The sequence below is a fragment of the Dyella flagellata genome (genome assembly GCF_030160275.1).
GTDB classification, from domain to species: Bacteria; Pseudomonadota; Gammaproteobacteria; order Xanthomonadales; family Rhodanobacteraceae; genus Dyella_B; species Dyella_B flagellata.
Genome location: NZ_BSOA01000044.1, coordinates 153690 through 170840, shown reverse-complemented (window position 1 = coordinate 170840; position 17151 = coordinate 153690). Strand labels below are relative to the sequence as shown.

Below are 17151 nucleotides of genomic sequence, written 5' to 3'. Positions count from 1 at the left end.
TGCAAGACATTGGGACGACACCATCCGCCGCGTCATGGTCATGACGCGGTACATATGGAACATGCAAGAACATGTGCCCGCGGGAACCGGCGGGCTACCTCACCAGCTCTCCGCTTAACTCCCCTGCCGATGAAAGGTTGACAGCGCAGCCTGTTCGAAGCCGCAATGCTGGGGTTTTCCCTATGTTTTGTTTTGGAGTCATGCCCGCGTTCGTGCGCCGGCCCGCGTTGCAATACCCAAAGCCATGACGCGGTGGCTTTTCTTGCAGTAAATTGCCATGGTTGATGGCGCACGATAGCAATATCTTGCGCCGGGTCGATCGGGTGTAGAGGAAATACGCGTGACTAAATTGATAGCAGCCTTGCTGGTCCTGTTCGCAGCCGGGGCTACGGCCGCGCCAACAAGCTTTAGCCAAGCGGGCGCGGATGCGGTTGACCGCATGGTGCACGTCTTCTACACCGGAGACGGCAAGTGGCGGGAGTGTGCGGCCAAAGATTGCCACTCTTCCAACCAAGACTGGGGCGTCGATTCGATGACCTACGTGCGCTGGCTGGATTGGAAGACGACCAAGGATCCGAAGGTGGCGCCGCTCATGCGTGCGCTTGAGCAAACGGCGCCTGCCTATCCGATCCCTTGCGTAGAGGGTGTGGCGTGTAGTTCCTGGAGCGACGTACCGGAGTGGGATTCGATCGCGGCTTCACGCGAATACGAAATCACGCACGATGCCATTGCTTTGCAAAAAGCACGAGCGGCCTTTGACTTTGTCGAGCACGCGCAGGTTTTTGCCAGAGGCGCGTGCCCGGCGATCAACTACCAGCTCGCCGACGGTGGCACCAACCATCTAAAGACTCTGGAGACCGATGCGAACGGCGTGAAGGCCGCCATCTTGCTTTACGAAGCTACGCACGAGCAACGCTATCTCTCGGCTGCATCAGCGCGCTATGCGGCCATACGCAAGTATTTTCTCGACCCGAAGGTGCCGCTCTACAGCGTGTATGTCTTCGATGACGGCACCAAGTGCGAACAGACACCACATCGCTTTTTCGGCTCGGTCAACGGCGACATGATCTGGAATGGCTTGCATCTCTATCACGCTACCCACAAGGAAGCGTATCTGCAGGAATCGCTAGCCACGGCGCATGCAGTCGACGAACACCTCTCCGATGCACGTGGCATATTTGCGGATCTTCAAGCCGAAAACGACATCGTCGAGCCTTTGGTGGAAGCCTTTTACGAACTGGCTGCCGAACGTCATTTCCAGCCGGCGCAACAATGGTTGTTGCGCAATGCAGCGGTAGCGTTGACGGCACGTGCCCACGACGGAACGTTCGGGCGTTTCTTCGACGGCCCGGCTCCCACCGCATTGACCAGTGTCTGGCAAAGCAACGGGGGATTCGCGCTGGCGGTCGCGGCGGCTGCCGTTTCGCCGAATACGAAAGTGCCGGCGACCAACGATTGGTCGGATGCGCATCTTGTCGACCGCGATATCACGCTGAAATCCGAGCCGGTCAGTTTCGACGGATCGGCGGTCGCGTTGATGGGCACGATCGGCGACAACTGCTGCGAAGCCGGACACGCGCGCGTGATCGTCGACGGTGAGGAAACCTTCGATCAAACCGGCATCTGGCAAAACAAGTCCAGCAGCGGCCGGCGAACGCCAAATGCGGTGCTATTCGCGTGGCGTTGGCCCAAGGCAGGCCATCACACGATCCGCTTCCTGCCGGGGACTGAAAACGGCAAGGAAGGCGGGGCCTATCTCCATCTCACCGGTTATTGGGTTTTGCCTTAACGCGCGTAGGCTGGGATGGCAATTCCAGCATCGGGATGCTGCGTAGAAAGCCGGGATTATCATCCCAGCCTGCGCGCTGCCGCCCGGCGATCTTTCGTCGGGCATCCCGTTTTGCAGTGGCGTCTATTTATCCATCCACGGAAAGTTTTGCGGGCCTAGGCTTCCCGAATTTTGCTGGTCGAGGCTATCCTCCAAGGATTCCGTTTCCCCTTGCGGCGTGCTGTTTGAGACCGGAATGGAAATGTTGCATACCACCCCATCGACTCCGAACACATAGGAAGTCTTGCCGTTGAACTGATAGGGCAGGGCATGTTCGATCAGCTCGCGACCTTGTCCCCGGCGGCGCGGAATAGTGCTTTCCGGTGGCATGTTCACGCCTGATTCGCGCCAATCGACATGCAGCCACGGCCGGTCGCCGCAGCCGCTGGACTCAAGCCGCCAGGTGACGGCGAGGTGTCCCCGCGGCTGCCCGAGCGCGCCGTACTTCACGGCGTTGGTGGCCAGTTCGTGCAGCACCAGCGCAAGGGTCTGCACGGTGGAGGAGCGCAGGCGTATACCAGGCGGCCCGCTGAGCGTTACCTGCTCGGGACTCCCCTCCATGGCCGCCATTTCGGTGCGGATAAGATCGTCGAAAGTCACGCGATCGATATCGTTGACTCGCGAAAGGAGACCTTGCACGCGCGAAAGCGCTGCCAGCCGGTCACCGAAGCGCGCGTGGAAATCGGGCAGGTTGGCACTGGCGTGTGCGGTCTTCTCTGCCATCGAGCGAACCACGCCCATGAGGTTGCGGGTGCGGTGCTGAAGTTCGGCAATCAGCACCTTCTGGCGTTCTTCCCATTCGCGCCGCTCGGTAGTGTCGACATTGGCGCCGATCATGCGCACCGGCCGTCCATGCTCGTCATAAAAAAAGCGGCCACGGCCCTGCAGCCAATGCACCGATCCGTCTGGATGGACGACGCGGAACTCCTGGACATATTCCTGGCGGGCCTCCATGGCGTGCAGAACCGCCGCCTCGGCGGCGCTGCGGTCGGCCGGATGAATGCGCGCGGCCCAGGCCTCGTAGCTGGGGCTCACCTCGCCCACGGCATAGCCTTCCATGCGGAAATGCTCGTCCGACCAATAGACCTCGCCGGTGGTGACTTTCCAATCCCACAAGCCCAGCCGCCCTACATCCGCGGCGCTGCGCAGGCGTTCTTCGCTGTCACGCAAGGTTGCCTGGGCTCGCGTTCGCTCGATGACGCGGGCGATCTCATGCGCCACCAGGTCGGTCTGCCGCTGCTCCGCCTCGCTGAATGACCGCGGTGCCCGAAAATGCGTGGAAAGCATGCCCAGCGGCTCGCCGGCGGCGGAAAGCAATGGCGTGGATTGCACGGCGCGATAGCCTGCCACGCGCGCCACGTCGCGGCTGAGTAGGTAGTCGGGATCCGTTTCGACGTCCTTGACGATTTTCCGTTTGCGTCCCGCCAAGGCCAAGCCACAGGCCGAAGGATTGCTGGCGTCCACCAACGCGTAGTGATCGAGGAACGCGGGCTCGAAACCGCGTTGGACGATAATTCGCAGCGTATTGGTCTCAGGTTCGTAGAGCTGCACATTGCCAAAGTCGGCATCATGCAGTGTCATGGTCACATCCAGCGCTGCTTGCAGTACTTTTGGTACATCTAAACAACCCGATGCAATCGTGCTCAGTTCGTGCAGGGCCTGCATGGCGGCCAGTTCGTTCGAAAGCGCGGTCTGCGCATGGGTGCGTTCCAGGGTCAGCCAGGTACGCTCGGCAACCTCCTTCACCAAGGTCATCTCACCCGGGGACCAGTCACGTGCGACTTGCTGGTGAACGCCAAGCAGGGCGAGCATCCGGCCATGCTTGACCAGCGGAACCAGTATTTGCGCCGCGACATGCAGCGTGTCATAGGCCTGCATCTCCTGGTGCGTAAGCTCGGTGCTGGATTTGATGTCCGGGATGGCCAATGCGAGTCCGGCATGCAAGGCATCGCAAAACGCTTGCCCGAAATCATGCAGGCGGTAGCGCCCGATGATCGAGCTTGCCTTGCCACTGCCATATTCAGTGTCGATGGCAGCTAGGCCTGCCTGGTCGACCTCAGCGTAGAACACGCGGTCCGCCCCAAGGAACATGCCCAGCTGTCGCGTGGCTTCCCTCTGGATCTGATTCACGTCCGACAAGGGACGCAGCGCGTCGGAGAGTTTGAGCAAGAAAGTCTGCTGTTGCTCGATTCGAACACGCTCCTCATTCTCTTGATGGCGGGAGATGATGATCGCTGCGGCCTGGGTGATGGCCGATGCCAACTCATAGTCGCGCGCATGGGGTTGATGCGGCTCCCGGAAGTAAAAGGCGAACGAGCCGACCAGGCTGCCGGCGGAGGTCTCCACCGGGAACGACCAGCAGCCCCGAAAATCGTATTCACGGGCCAGCCATTGCCAAGGTTGCCAACGCTGGTCTTCAAGCACATCCGCTGTCACCACCGGCTTGCCCGTAGCGACCGCCAATCCGCAGGCAAGCGATTCGGGCGAAATCTTGAAACCGTCGATGGCCAACGCGTAGGACTGCGGCATGCCGACGACATGCGATAGGGTGTCTCCCTTTGCATTGGTGATGTAAAAGGCGCCGCGGCGACCATCATCCGCGCACCGAACCGCTGCGTGGACCAGAATACCGAGCGAAGTTTCGAGCCGAGCACCGTTCATTTCCGCCTGGAAAGCCTCCTGTTGCGCCACCAGGCAAACCTGCTTCAGGCGCAGGTTTTCCTCGCTTGCATTCAAGGCAGCCTTGGCCTGATCGAGATCCTGTAGGGCCTTGCGCAGCGGTGTGCTGGAGCATGCTTCTGCGGTTGCGCCTTGGTCTGCGGGCCGGGTTTCGCCAGGAGTCATCTAGATCACCTTTTGGCAGCGTGCCGGCCATGGGCCAGGGACATAGCTTCAACTGTGCAACTTTCGTCCTTGCTGCGTAAACGACAGGTCTAAATCGAGGCCGCTCCCCGTGGCGTGCACGGGACGTGCGGCGCAGCATGAGCGGAAAGGCCCTGGATCTGCCGGGTAACTGCGCGGGCCATGAAGCATGGTCGTTACGTGAAACCTCGGGCCTCCCCTGGCAAGTTCGATGAAGCTCGCTGTATCGAACGTGCAGCTAGGCATACCGGAACACCTGTTCTATGAGCAGTTCGGCAAAGCGCCCGGGCTGTTCCAGATCGGGAAAGTGCCCGCAATCTTCAAAGCGGACAATCTCGGCATGCGAAAGAACTTCGTGTAGGGAGCATGGATCGGTCAAGCGGTGGGAATAATCTTGCTCACCCCAAATCATCGTGCAGGGAGCTTTTATGCCGTGCAAGTCATCGCATTTCTCCCTAGCCAAACCTTGAACCACGCTTGCCAGACAAAAACAGGCGCCGTTGGAAAGCGCGGTCAATGCCCTTTCCCGGAACAGTTGTGGGTCCGTTGTCCTGGGAAGCGACATGCCGTACCACTTGGCAGCAGTCATTTGCCGAAAGAGCCATGCGGTGATTTGCCCTAGCACGGGAACGCGCAGGGGCTTGGGAATGGTGCGGTCCGACCAGGCATGCATGGCTGAGAGCGATGGCGTTTGCGAAAGGACCAGATTGGCAACGCGTCCAGGCGCTAGCTGGGCCGCACGCAGCGCATAGAAGCCATTGGCGCAACTAAACGCCAGCGTCGCCCGTTCGATGCCGAGGTCGTCGAGTACGCCCAAGACAGCACGCGCACCTTGATCCAGCGAGTGTGCATACGAAGCTTGGGGAAGGGAGTAGCCGAAGCCGGGCATATCGAAACACACGACACGCAATCGCTCAGATAGCAGGCTTATTAACCCCGCGTAGTGTTCGATGACATTGGGACCGTCAGGGACCATTACGACGCACGGCAGGGTCGATCCGGAGTCGTATGCACGCACTGTCCCGACAGCTGTCTCGATATAGCGAAACGGCGAGAGTTCACGGCGCAGGCTGATCGGCCGCTTCGCAGCTAGACGTGTCAGGAAGCTGTCTACCCATGCACCGGTCATGATCTTCCTAATGGCGACGCTCAATAAAAATTGGCCAGAGCTTGAGGTTCTTCCTGAGCTTTGGTCAAGAGACTTCAGTAAATCGGAATGCTAGCGTTGCTATCATCGCCGTGGTCCAGTTGCCTCGCGGCATGGTCATGCTTAACCCTACTAACGATTCGTGGACGGTGAGAGAGATGGATGACAATCGTATGGCAGAAGCAAGACCCGCCCGCAATTACTTCTACGGTCACGGCCAGGATTCGTTTGAGCCCCTAGGCCCAGAATGCACCTTGGTTGCGGTCAGGTTGCCCATGACGCCCGTGGACCTGGAAAAGCTCGCCCGACTTCTTGAGGGGCGCCCTGAAGTTACACTGCGCTTCCACTCCGCGCCGGTTACGGACCTCGATTTTCTCAAGTATTTCCCAGGCGTACGACGCCTGAGCGTGGATCTGTGGAGCCTTGAGGACATCGGCGGATTTTCGCATCTGCAAGGTAAGCTTGAGTTGCTCAGTTTTGGCAACACCAAAAAGCGGCATTCGCTAAAGTTCCTGGAAGGCATGCCTGCGCTCGAAAAACTTTCCCTGGAGGGTCACGCCAAAGACATCGCCAGCGTCAGTCGTCTTACGCGATTGACCTCATTGGGGCTGAGGTGCATCACGCTGCCGGATCTAAGCATCCTGGCGCCGTTACGCGAGCTGGCTACTTTAGGTATCGCATTTGGAGGCACCCCGGATCTTGCCCATCTCGCGGAACTGCCGCAGTTGCAGACGCTCAGCTTGTTCCGGATCAACAAGCTCTACGACTTATCCATCCTGACGAAGCTCACTTCGCTGAAGACGCTCGATCTCGATTCGATGCGCAATGTCATGTCCTTGCCGAGCCTGGAATCCCTGACCCATCTCGAAGAAGTTACCCTCGAGACTATGAAAGGTCTTACCGAGCTATCCGCCGTGGCCGCGGCCCCCAACTTGCGCCAGCTCACCATCGCTGGCATGGCACAGCTCGATGTTGCCGCCTTCCGCTGCCTGGTCGGTCATCCGCATCTGCAGAAGCTCCGTCTATGGAGCAGCCTTGGGGGAGCGGTGAACCTCAAGAAATCGGTGCGCGAGGCGGTCAGGCAGTTATTGCCAGATATCACCGAGGCCTGACAGGCATGGGGAGAAGCAGCTGGTTTGCCAGGGGAGGCGCAGAGCCGTGGCGATCCTGGATTGCGTTATGTCCCGGCTTAGGGATTTGGACGCCAGCCCGACACTCGTTTTTTGGTCGTCCCGGCGAACGCCGGGATCCAGCAGTTCCGCGGCGTCGGATGAGTGGAAATCGAAATGCGTTCGTTCTAGTCACGGAATGAGTGCCGGGCTACCGCGGACCCAGCGGTCCGTGCCCGCAACCTGGTCGATAGCGTCCTCCAGGCGTTGCACGGTCTTGGGCATCCCGGCTTCCACTCCGACGTAATCGATCACGCTCTTTTGTCGGGTACCGGAAACTAGGGTGACGATTTGTGTGGGATTGTCGGTGACGAAAGATCGATACTCATCCTTCAGATGCCAGAAATCCACATCCTCAAACTGCTTGGGCAGCGCCGTCACCGCCTCGGGGGCGACCCGATCTTCGTGTGTGCCCGGAAACAGTACACCGCGTGAAATGGCAAACTGCCGATGTACAGCATCAACCGCATCGACAGGTTCCGTATCCGTCGTAAACTGTACGCGCCCATCGCTCTGAATCGTAACCTTGTAAGCCGGACAGGCTCCGTAACAAGCCGATCTTGTCAACGTGATCGTAAGCTTGCCGGGATCCATCGTCTGTGGCGCGGCGTTGCATGCTGTGGATGCAAGCGCAACCGCCGACCAAATGGCCATCATGGTAAAGATATGCCGCTGCATTCCCATCATTGCTCTTCCCTGTGGATGCCGGAGTAAAGCCAGATCTAAGGATTTCCAGAATACATGGACGGTTGCATTTACCCGTTTGAGAACCAGATGCCCGCAGCGTAGCCAAGACCCACCAAGAGATCTACCTTGCGCTGCGTCTCTCAGTGCGAGAGGCAGGTGTGAGAACGGTGCAGTTTGACGTATCTGACCAGAAGTCATTGCATCACCTAGGACAGCCGAGCGTCCGACCGCATGACGTCCGGCACTATCTCAGTTGCATCGCAATGCAGAGCATGCCGGCATGAAATTGTCCCTCTCGTCCTTGCACGCCGGCTTCGGCGTGGTCCTCTCGTTGCTGCTTTATATTGGCTTGGTGCTAGGCGGTAATTTCGCCATCGGGTGGCTGCTGCGCGTCGCGCACATCAGTACCCATTTGACGCCGGGTCTCAATCGGTCGTGGCTGTTGCTGGGAGAGGTGAAACTGGCTTGCGCTGTCTTGCTGGCTACCCTGGTCATGAAGCGGATCGAGCGTCGCCCCTTCCGTGCTTATGGTTGGGGTGGAGTGCGTCCCATACGCACGCTGTTGACGACTTTTATGGTCGGCGCGGCCTGTGTATCCCTGCTGGTAGGCATGCTGGCTGCCTGCGGAGTGGCTCAAGTCCACGCCATGGGGTGGGGGTGGCCCATGCTGGGATCGGCGTGCTTGTGGCTGGTCTTTTTTGCCCTGGTCGCTTTCAACGAGGAATCCGTTCTGCGAGGTTACCCGCTGTTTCGTATGCAGCGAAGCTGGGGAGCATGGCCAGCGGTGCTGGTTAGCTCGCTTTTGTTTGGGGCGGTACACCTAGGTAATGCAGGCGAAAACCCGCTGGGCATTGCCACAGCAGTGGTGGTGGGTTTGGTGTATGGGCTGGTGATCGTACGCACCGGCTCCTTGTTATGGACCATCGGTTTCCACGCCGGCTGGGACTGGACCCTGACGTGTTTTTGGGGCGCGGTCGATAGCGGCGTTCCCACCGAGGGCTCGGTGATGCAGCTGAGTCCTAGCGGACCGGCATGGCTATCGGGCGGTGCCGCGGGCCCGGAGGGCAGCCTTCTATGCGTAGTGTTGCTGATCGTGCTAGGCCTGGTTATGGCATCGATACTGCGCAGGAGTGAAACACCTAGGCTCGATTCTGGCGCTATGGTCACTGAGTTTGATTGAAATCACGTCGTTTAAAAAATGCACGTCGCTAGAAACGCGATAGATAGCGGCTAGGTTCGCTTGGTCGACTTCATCACGAAGTGCCTGAAGAAGGCGCCCGCGGAGCATAATGATCGAGCCACGGGTGCCGTCGCAGGTGTGAAGGTGCGCGTCACTCGGTAAGCGTAGGGTCGGAAGATTCGCCCGACACAGTGGCGCGCGCATAGCAGCCGGGGTAACGACCGGTCACCCGTGGCCCCGGGCAGGTTTCAATGGATGGCTTGATGCCCGTAACTAAAGATTCGGGTGGCCTCCCAACCCCCGGCGGAATGATGCCAAACGATCAGGAATTTGGCCTCGCCGAAGCATTTCCCGGATTCAATCTCACAGAAGGCATGATGGCCTTCTTCGATGGCGCCATAATCCTTGATAGGGAACACCCGCAAGCTTCCCTTCGTAAGGACGCGCCGAAAGTGACCACAAACATTCTCGCGAGTTTTATCGATATAGTCTTGCCTGGTCCAGGTGACGCCACCCTTGTCGTGGTAGAACTCAAGGTTTGGGTTCAAGTAGCTTGCGTGCTTTTTGAGCTGGTCGGGCGAGCTGCAGTGGTTGAAAGCATCAAACAGTGCAGCGTCCATATTTGAGATGGTGCTGAACAAGGCATCCTGATTTTCAGGTGCTTCTGGCAGAGATGTAGCAGGTGTTGCCGCTCCTGCATTGGTGATGGCGAAGATAAGTAGGACGCTGGCTAAGAAGATATTCCTGTTCATTTCCATCTCCTTCGTCTAGAAAGGATTGTTTGATATGGCGAGTGACTGGATTCCATGGATCTTCGTGCCATCGACATCGCCCCATCAGGTGGGTTGATTTTCAAGTGTTCGGGTATGGATACGCCCACGTGCTGATCGGTTGCATATTCGGCGTGCCTTTTTAGGATGCTCGTCGTAAGAGGCGCGACAGGATGGCCCGTACTTCAAAGGACGCCGTAGGACGATGCCTCGCTCAAAGAAGTCAACACAAGGCATGTCAAATAACCTTCCGTCTCGGGGTGCCAAAGGGGCGGGAGTTGTCTCCCACCCCAACCGGCGCTGGATAGAGCTTGATGCCAGATCAGGTGTGATGCATTAGCAATGCGTAACGATGCCTGCCGTAACGGTAAACTGTGAACTGGGCGGACCCGAGCAGCTTACCCCGGCAGATGAGCCGGCTGAAAACGAATTTGCACTGATGTTGCCGCTTCCCGGATCTATGCTTGCACCTTGTGTGTTGTCGGTGGAATTGTTTCTGAACCGTATCAATCCGTCAGTGCCGCTTTGTCCTGAGCCAGAACCATAGATGATCATGCCTCCGCTACTTCCGCCCCCGGATAAGCGAAGCGTGTCCGGCTCCGATCCGTCAATGAAATACGATGGGCTTCCGGAGAACCCGATATTGGAAGACCCGCGGATATTGTTTCCGTCCATGAACAGGCCGACGTTCCAGTTCCCGTGTATCCAGATTCCGTAATCTCCGTTCACGCTACCGGTTGACCCGAAGAATCCACCGTAAGCAGATCCACCGCTGACGTTTTTTGTGATATTCAAGTCAATGCCGCCGACAGACGCAGCGGCTGTTTGGACCGTAACAGTTCCATCCAAGACGTGGTATGGCGCACCCCCAGAGGTGGAAATGGTTGCGCCAAAGGCATGTCCATTTTGAATCGATGGATCTATGTCGGATGCGGTTTGTGCCGTCGTGATATTGGCTTCATAACCGACAAGGGCTCCCGCTGTCCCTGCAGGGACAGGTGAGCCTACATCACCCCACTTTAAATTGAAGCACGCTGGAAAAGCTGTGGTGCTCGTAAACGAGCCCATCTGGGGGAGGCAAAATACCCCGACAGAATTGAACGATGACATGACGGGCTGAAGCAGTATGGTCGCATTCCCCGTGGCGGCATTCGAAGCGGACGGGTTTGCTGTAATTAAAGGATTTGTCTGCGCGTAAATTGACGTTGTGCCTATAAGAAAAGAAACGCATAGCAACCGCAATTTAAATGATCGGTCCAACAGCGTATGCTTTTTGATACATGATCTTGACATGAGTTTCTCCTTGTCGATTAGGTTGTTAAATGCCATGGCCATGCAGATTGAATGCTTGGATGAAAAGCGGATCAGAGTCTGAGGTTCCCCACGTTTTTTGCACGAAGGGTTCAAAAAGACCAGGACGCCGCCCAAGCTGGCCGTGATATATCCGACCACCGCATCATCAACCCACCTTTCGCCGGGACGACGAACAAGAAAAACGTAAGGAAGTCTCTGAAAACTCATGCCGCCGCCTCCTTCGCTTGGCGGTATGTTCGAGACCACCACAGGTCCGAAAATCACCCAGCGAGAAGAGGCAGCTCCCTTTTCGTAATTGGTGGACGGATCGCGCCATTCTGGCGCAAAACGGCAATCGCGCCACTCCTTGTGGCGCGATTGCCGTTCCATAACAGGCATCAAGCGATGTCGTCAGCGATGCGCAAATTCATCGGCGCTGACCTGATAACTGTTGCACGCGGCATTGGCTCCATCCCGAACAGCGGCCGCAGCCAGCTCACACGGCGGATCACACACTCGTGCAGCAGCGCGCAGCCGCCGATGGTGCAGGCGATGATCAATACAGGCTCAGCCACCGGCCCCAGCCCCAGCGGCATCAGCTGCCAGGCGAACAATAACAGCAGGCTCTGATGCAGCACGTACCACGGATACACCGCTTCACGCGCATACGGCAGCCAACGGAACGGACGGTTGAGATAAGCATGGCCCCAGCCAAGTACGGCGCAGATTGCGGTCCACAGGTAGGCATAGCGCAGCGCATGCACGGCCCACCAGACCACGGTAGGCGCTGAATCAGGCAGCAGGCGAATGCCGGCGAGGTAAAGTGCGAAGCAAGCCAGTGCCGACGGCAGAGTGATCCGGCGCAAGCGTGCCAGTTCCGACCAGATACCGGCGTCGGTACCCATCAGGTAGCCATAAAGGAACATGCTGAAGTAGAGCGCATGCGCGTACCAGTCCCCCCAAAGCGCGCCGGTGAACGGGTAGCGGTGGGCCAGCAGAAGGTGCCAAACGAACAGGGGAATGACCGGCAGCACCAGTAGCGCCGGGCCGCGCAATTGCAAAACGGCGGCACGCAGGCGCTGGCCCGCTGGCGATTCCAGCAGCGGCATCAGCAGCATCGTATAGACCCACAGGTAGGGCAGGTACCACAGGTGGTTCCAGGTGAAGCCGAACTGCCAGCCGGTGAAGGCGCCGGCCGGCCACGGACCGCCGGTCCAGTAGCGCAGCAGAAAGCGGCCGAAGCCGGGCTGCACCAGGTGGTTGGACAGGCCTTGCACGTAGGGCTGGATCGGAATCACCACCAGCATGCCGAACACCAGCGGCAGCAGCAGGCGGGCGGTGCGCTTCCAGGCCATCCCGGGCAGGCTGCCTCGGCGGCGCATGAAGTTCACCGCCAGCCCCGAGATCAGGAACAGCAGCTCCATTCGCCAACGGTTGAGGAACAGCATCGGGTCTTGCAGCCAGGAGGCGGTGTGGCTGCTTTTAAGATGGAAGTCCCAGCCAGCCACGTACAGCATGGCGGAGTGGTAAAGGATCAGTAGGCCGAAGGCGAGGACGCGCAAGGCGTCGATGTCGTGGCGGCGGTTCATGGTGGGACTCCGTGGCTGGAAAGTGGAGTCAGCTTCGGCAAGGCGGCGCGGCGTGTCGTGTCTCAAGTGATTGTTTGCTGGGCGGTTGTGACGAACGGCGGATGGCGGGGACGGATGGTGCTGGCGTTTTGCGTAGAATCCGCCCATGCAGACATCCCCCGGTTTCGACACCTTCCAGCGCTGGCGACGTCCGATCGAAGTCGGGTTCTGGATCACGCTCATGACCCTGAACGTGATCTTCAACAGCATCGACGCCCGCATCGACCATGCCGGCCGGATTGCCCCCTGGGAACCCTGGGTGTGGGAGATAAGCAGCGCGCTGGTGATGCTGGCGCTGCTACCGGCCGTGGTCGTCGCCGAGCGGCGCTGGCAGATCCGCTTCGACACCTGGCCGCGCAACCTGCCGCTGCACCTTCTGCTCAGCGTGGTGTTCAGCGTGATCCACGTCGGGGGCATGATCGCCCTGCGCTGGCTGGCTTATGCCGCCATCGCCGGCTGGCCCTACCGGTTTGGGGGCTGGTGGATCAATTTCGGCTACGAATACCTCAAGGACGTGCGCAGCTATTTCCTGATCGTCGGCGCGCTGATGCTTTACCGCTTCTGGTGGCTGCGCCGGCAGGGCGAGGCCAAGCTGCTGGTGGAGCCGGACGACGGGCCGCCGGTGGAGCCGGTGGAGCGGCCCGAACGTTTCCTGGTGCGCAAGCTGGGCAAGGAGTTCCTGGTCAACGCCAGTGAGATCGAGTGGCTGCAGGCCGCGGGCAACTACGTGAACCTGCATGTGCGCGGGCGCGATTACCCACTGCGCAGCACGATGGCCGGCATCGAGGCGCGGCTGGACCCGGCGCGTTTCCTGCGCGTGCATCGCGGCTACTTCATCAACCTCGACTACCTCGCCGAGATCGAGCCGTTGGAGACCGGCGACGCGCGCCTGCTGCTGCGCGATGGCACCACCGTCCCGTGCAGCCGTCGCTATCGCGCTGCGTTGCGCGAACGATTCGGGCAGCCGGTTATGGCAGAGTGATTTGCCCGCAAGCTTCTGAGGGCACGTACCTAACGGGAAACGCCATCCTGACCCTGCGGCGACCGGCCCAGCCACAACCCGAGCATGACGCGCAAATTCTCGATGCGCATCGGCTTCCACAAGTAATCAACGACCCCATCCTTCCCGCGCAGCGGCCAAAGAAAGGCATCCGTCGGTCGGGGGCACATGTATGGGAATGCTGGGATTGCCATCCCAGTCTACAAAAAGCGGAACGCCTTCAGGTTGAAAAGGTGCTACGCCCCCTTTGTGGCGAACGCTTGCCGGCCGGATAGCTCTGCGGGACCGACAAACGCACATGGTCACGCAGCATCTGCTCGAACTGCTCCAGTGGCACCGGCTTGCTGAATAGGTAGCCTTGCATTTCATCGCAGCCGTGTTGATGCAGGAAGCGTAGCTGCTCTTCGGTCTCGACACCTTCGGCCACGGTGCGCAAATTGAGCTGCTTGGCCAGCGCGATGATCGCCTTGGCGATCGCACCGTCTTCGATGTTGTCCGGCACGCCGGAGACGAAGGCGCGGTCGATTTTCAGGAAGTCGAACGGGAAGCGGCTGAGGTAGGCTAGCGACGAATAACCGGTGCCGAAGTCATCGAGTGACAGCCTTACACCCATGCCGCGAAAAGCGCTCAGGATGGTGATGGCGGCCTGGGGATCGTTCATCAGCAATGATTCGGTCAGTTCCAGTTCGATCAGCTTGGCCTTGACCGCATATTGCGCGATGGCCTGGTGCAAGGTGTCCAGCACACGTCCGCCCTTGAATTGGGCGGCGGACAGATTGAGCGAGATTGGCACCACGTGCCGTTCCGTTCGTTGCCATTGCGCCAATTGCGCGCAGACGGTGCGGATTACCCAGTCGCCGATCGGCAGAATCAAGCCGGTTTCCTCGGCCAACGGAATGAATTGCGCCGGAGACACCAGCCCCCGCTCGGGATGCTGCCAGCGGATCAAGGCCTCTGCGCCCACGACGCGCCCGCGACCGAGATCCACCCGCGGCTGGAAGTGAAGCACGAATTGCTGCGCTTCCACAGCCTGGCGCAAGTCGTTTTCCAGGGCCAGTTTTTCGGCCATCCTCGCTTGCGTCGCCGGATCGAAATAGAAATGCCGTTCGCCGGTCAGCAAGGCCTGTTTCATCGCGCTTTCGGCATTGTTGAGCAGTTGCTCCGCGCCAGTGCCATCGTCGGGATACAAGGCGATGCCGGTGCGAAAACCAATGCGCAGCACATGGCCGCCGATTTCGATGGGTTCGGCCAAGGGGCGTTCCAGGCGGTCGCGCACGATGGTGGTGCCATCGGCATGGCTGGGCAGGTCGCCCACCGCGATGGCGAAGGAATCGGCGTCCAGTCGCGCCAGGCAATAGGGTTCAATCAGCGCGGCGTTCCAGCGCGTGCTGACCTGACGTAGCAGTTCATCGCCCACGTGCCGCCCGAAGGCATCGTTGATCTGGCGGAAATGGTCGAGGTCCACTGCGAATATCGCCACCACCAATTGCTGATGCTCGGCCGCATGGATGAACTGCGTCAGGCGTTCCAGCAGCAAACGGCGATTGGGCAGATCGGTGAGCGAGTCGTACAGCGCCAGATAGCGCAGCTGTCGCTCGCGTTCGATGAATTGCAGGCCGAAGGAAACATCCCCGGCCAGGCGCATCAGCAATTCCAGCTCTTCGTCGTCGAAGAAGCCGACCTGGTCGGCGAACAGGGTGAGCACCGCGGTGGAGCGCCCTTCGGTCACCAGTGGAAAGGCCGCAACGGCGCAAAAGTCGTGCGTGCGATATTCCTCTTTCAGGGCGATCGGCAGCGAAGACTCGATGATGTCATTGAATACCACAGCCCGGTTTTCACGCAACGCCACATTGGCGGGGCGCGAGCTATAGGGAGTTTCCGGCTGCACGGTCAACTTGATCGTGTCGATGTAGCTGCCGACCGCACCATGCCACGCCACGACCACGCCATCGAGGCTATTCGGACCAATCTCGCCGATCCATGCAGCGCGGAATGCTCCGCTGTCGACCGCGACGCGGCAGGCCTCCTGCAGCAGGCTGTGACGATCGCGGATACGCACAATGGCTGAATTGATGTCCGATAGCACAGCACTGATGCGGCTCAGGCGTGCATTGCGCTCCTCGATCTGCAGGCGTGCCGTGATGTCCTGCGCCACCACGAAGCGGCAATCGCTGCCATCGAATGAAAGCACATGCGAACTGATCTCCACGTCGATCAGGCCGCCGTCCTTCTTGCAGTGCTGCGACACGTCGGACTCGTCCAAGCCAAGCGGCCAATATCGCCGAGGTTGCGCGGCGGGTGAGGGCGGCTGCAGGTCTTGCACCGTCATGCCGAGGAATTCGCCTTCGCTGTAGCCGTAATGCGCCACCGCGGCAGCGTTGACAGCCTTGAACTGCGCCGTCTCGCTGTCTTGCACCCACATCGGCAGCGGGTGGGCGCGAAACAGATCGAAGAAGCGTTTGTCGCTTTCACGGCGTGCGCGCTCGGCCTTGGTGCGCTCGTTGATTTCGCGCCGCAGGGATTCGGCGTCCTGCCGAACCTGCTCAAGCAGGTCCAGGTTGTCATAAGCGTTGGCAAAGGCCGCGGCCAATGCGCTGCCGAACTGCTCGTCGTTATGGTCGAAGGCTCCGCCGAGCTTGTCGGCCACGTAGATCCAGCCCGAATCGCAGCCGGAGGTGCGCAAGGGGATCACCATGGCCGAACGGATCGCGCTGTGCTCGGCCAGTTCACCCAGCTGCGCGCGCGCGTTGTCGCGTATCAACACCGTCTTGCCAGACGAACGCGCCTCGCCAAACGCCGGCGGCGGCGATTGCCAGTCCAATCCGGCAAAATGCGCGCATTCCCAATCGTCCAGCCCACTCGTAGCCTGCCGCAGCGGCTTGTCCTCTTCCGCAATCGTGATCATGGTCTGGCGCGTGCCGAGAATATCCTGCGTGGCGCGGCAACATAATTCGATCAGGCCGGTCGGGTTGTGTTCGCTACCCAGTTCCAGGCTCAGTTCCAGTAGCGCCGACATACGCAGGCTCAAGGTCTGGATGTCGGTGAAGGCGAGTTTGAGCTTTTCGGCGGAGGCGTGCTGCTCCGTCATCGCCAGGCCTCGCTCGGTGACTTCACGCAAACGGTCCTGCAAGGGGCCGATGTCGCCAGGTGCCTGCATCGCGTTCGCCAATTCCGTGGATACCGCAGAGGAAGGCGTGGCGGAGGCGATACCCGCTTCGCGCAATACTTCCGTTACCGTGTCCAGGATCACCTGGGGTTCGCAAGGCTTGGACAGGATGCGTTGCACGCCCAGCGTTGAGGCCATCTCGCGTGCATCTTCCAGCCGGTAGGTGGCGGTGTAGAAAATGACCGGCACGTCGGTCAATCCGGCTGTCGCACGCACCATCTCGGTGAGCATGACGCCGTCCATGTTCGGCATCAGCACGTCGGTGATCATCAGGTCCGGACGCCGAACCTGGGCCATGGTCAAGGCGATGATGCCGTCTTCGGCCTCGATCGTCTCGTGACCGGCATAGCCGAGCAGGGTGGTGAGAAACCGGCGGTTGAGCGCCCGGTCATCGACTATGAGTATGGTCGCCATGGGGCTA

At 59.7% G+C, this 17151-nt stretch carries 11 protein-coding genes; 4 read left to right on the top strand and 7 right to left on the bottom strand.

Annotated elements, in window-relative coordinates:
* Nucleotides 1-340 precede the first annotated feature (340 nt).
* Nucleotides 341-1789: a YyaL domain-containing protein gene (locus QQJ96_RS18020; protein ID WP_284333411.1), complete on the top strand. Its 1449-nt coding sequence runs from the start codon at nt 341-343 to the stop codon at nt 1787-1789.
* Between the two features lie 123 nt (nt 1790-1912).
* Here QQJ96_RS18020 and QQJ96_RS18015 read toward each other — a convergent pair whose 3' ends face one another.
* Both QQJ96_RS18015 and QQJ96_RS18010 read right to left on the bottom strand, forming a co-directional pair.
* Nucleotides 1913-4672 carry a GAF domain-containing protein gene (locus QQJ96_RS18015; RefSeq protein WP_284333410.1) on the bottom strand — a complete coding sequence of 920 codons (2760 nt, stop codon included), beginning with the start codon at nt 4670-4672 and terminating at the stop codon, nt 1913-1915.
* 256 nt (nt 4673-4928) lie between these two features.
* Nucleotides 4929-5819, bottom strand: a complete 891-nt coding sequence (locus QQJ96_RS18010) for an alpha/beta fold hydrolase (protein WP_284333409.1) — start codon at nt 5817-5819, stop codon at nt 4929-4931.
* 176 nt (nt 5820-5995) lie between these two features.
* Here QQJ96_RS18010 and QQJ96_RS18005 point away from each other — a divergent pair, with 176 nt between their 5' ends.
* Entirely contained in the window at nt 5996-6949 is a 954-nt protein-coding gene (locus tag QQJ96_RS18005; RefSeq protein WP_284333408.1) for a leucine-rich repeat domain-containing protein, read from the top strand.
* A 189-nt stretch (nt 6950-7138) separates the two neighbouring features.
* Here QQJ96_RS18005 and QQJ96_RS18000 read toward each other — a convergent pair whose 3' ends face one another.
* Complete coding sequence (locus tag QQJ96_RS18000; RefSeq protein ID WP_284333407.1) at nt 7139-7693, bottom strand: DUF6438 domain-containing protein; 555 nt, start codon at nt 7691-7693, stop codon at nt 7139-7141.
* Between the two features lie 280 nt (nt 7694-7973).
* On the opposite strand from QQJ96_RS18000, the gene QQJ96_RS17995 reads away from it, so the two are divergent.
* A complete protein-coding gene (locus QQJ96_RS17995) occupies nt 7974-8873 on the top strand; it encodes a CPBP family intramembrane glutamic endopeptidase (RefSeq protein ID WP_284333406.1) in 900 nt (299 codons plus the stop codon).
* Between the two features lie 248 nt (nt 8874-9121).
* On the opposite strand, the gene QQJ96_RS17990 is transcribed toward QQJ96_RS17995, so the two are convergent.
* The 3 genes from QQJ96_RS17990 to QQJ96_RS17980 all read right to left on the bottom strand — a co-directional run bounded on the left by QQJ96_RS17990 (nt 9122) and on the right by QQJ96_RS17980 (nt 12525).
* The gene (locus QQJ96_RS17990; protein ID WP_284333405.1) at nt 9122-9625 is read right to left on the bottom strand and encodes a nuclear transport factor 2 family protein; all 504 of its coding nucleotides are present in this window, start codon (nt 9623-9625) and stop codon (nt 9122-9124) included.
* A 354-nt stretch (nt 9626-9979) separates the two neighbouring features.
* On the bottom strand, nt 9980-11326 hold the full coding sequence (locus QQJ96_RS17985) for a hypothetical protein (protein WP_284333404.1): 1347 nt from the start codon (nt 11324-11326) through the stop codon (nt 9980-9982).
* A gap of 8 nt (nt 11327-11334) precedes the next feature.
* Complete coding sequence (locus QQJ96_RS17980) at nt 11335-12525, bottom strand: acyltransferase family protein (RefSeq protein ID WP_284333403.1); 1191 nt, start codon at nt 12523-12525, stop codon at nt 11335-11337.
* Nucleotides 12526-12670: 145 nt separating this feature from the next.
* On the opposite strand from QQJ96_RS17980, the gene QQJ96_RS17975 reads away from it, so the two are divergent.
* Nucleotides 12671-13546 (top strand): LytTR family DNA-binding domain-containing protein, encoded by an 876-nt coding sequence (locus QQJ96_RS17975; protein WP_284333402.1) that lies wholly within the window; start codon nt 12671-12673, stop codon nt 13544-13546.
* Nucleotides 13547-13784: 238 nt separating this feature from the next.
* On the opposite strand, the gene QQJ96_RS17970 is transcribed toward QQJ96_RS17975, so the two are convergent.
* Nucleotides 13785-17144 (bottom strand): EAL domain-containing protein, encoded by a 3360-nt coding sequence (locus QQJ96_RS17970; RefSeq protein WP_284333401.1) that lies wholly within the window; start codon nt 17142-17144, stop codon nt 13785-13787.
* Between the last annotated feature and the right edge of the window lie 7 nt (nt 17145-17151).

Coding starts and splice junctions, on each gene's coding strand:
- QQJ96_RS18015 (WP_284333410.1), bottom strand. CDS start 4,672: ATGACTCCTGGCGAAACCCGGCCCGCAGACCAAGGCGCAACCGCAGAA.
- QQJ96_RS18010 (WP_284333409.1), bottom strand. CDS start 5,819: ATGACCGGTGCATGGGTAGACAGCTTCCTGACACGTCTAGCTGCGAAG.
- QQJ96_RS18005 (WP_284333408.1), top strand. CDS start 5,996: ATGGATGACAATCGTATGGCAGAAGCAAGACCCGCCCGCAATTACTTC.
- QQJ96_RS18000 (WP_284333407.1), bottom strand. CDS start 7,693: ATGATGGGAATGCAGCGGCATATCTTTACCATGATGGCCATTTGGTCG.
- QQJ96_RS17995 (WP_284333406.1), top strand. CDS start 7,974: ATGAAATTGTCCCTCTCGTCCTTGCACGCCGGCTTCGGCGTGGTCCTC.
- QQJ96_RS17990 (WP_284333405.1), bottom strand. CDS start 9,625: ATGAACAGGAATATCTTCTTAGCCAGCGTCCTACTTATCTTCGCCATC.
- QQJ96_RS17985 (WP_284333404.1), bottom strand. CDS start 11,326: ATGGAACGGCAATCGCGCCACAAGGAGTGGCGCGATTGCCGTTTTGCG.
- QQJ96_RS17980 (WP_284333403.1), bottom strand. CDS start 12,525: ATGAACCGCCGCCACGACATCGACGCCTTGCGCGTCCTCGCCTTCGGC.
- QQJ96_RS17975 (WP_284333402.1), top strand. CDS start 12,671: ATGCAGACATCCCCCGGTTTCGACACCTTCCAGCGCTGGCGACGTCCG.
- QQJ96_RS17970 (WP_284333401.1), bottom strand. CDS start 17,144: ATGGCGACCATACTCATAGTCGATGACCGGGCGCTCAACCGCCGGTTT.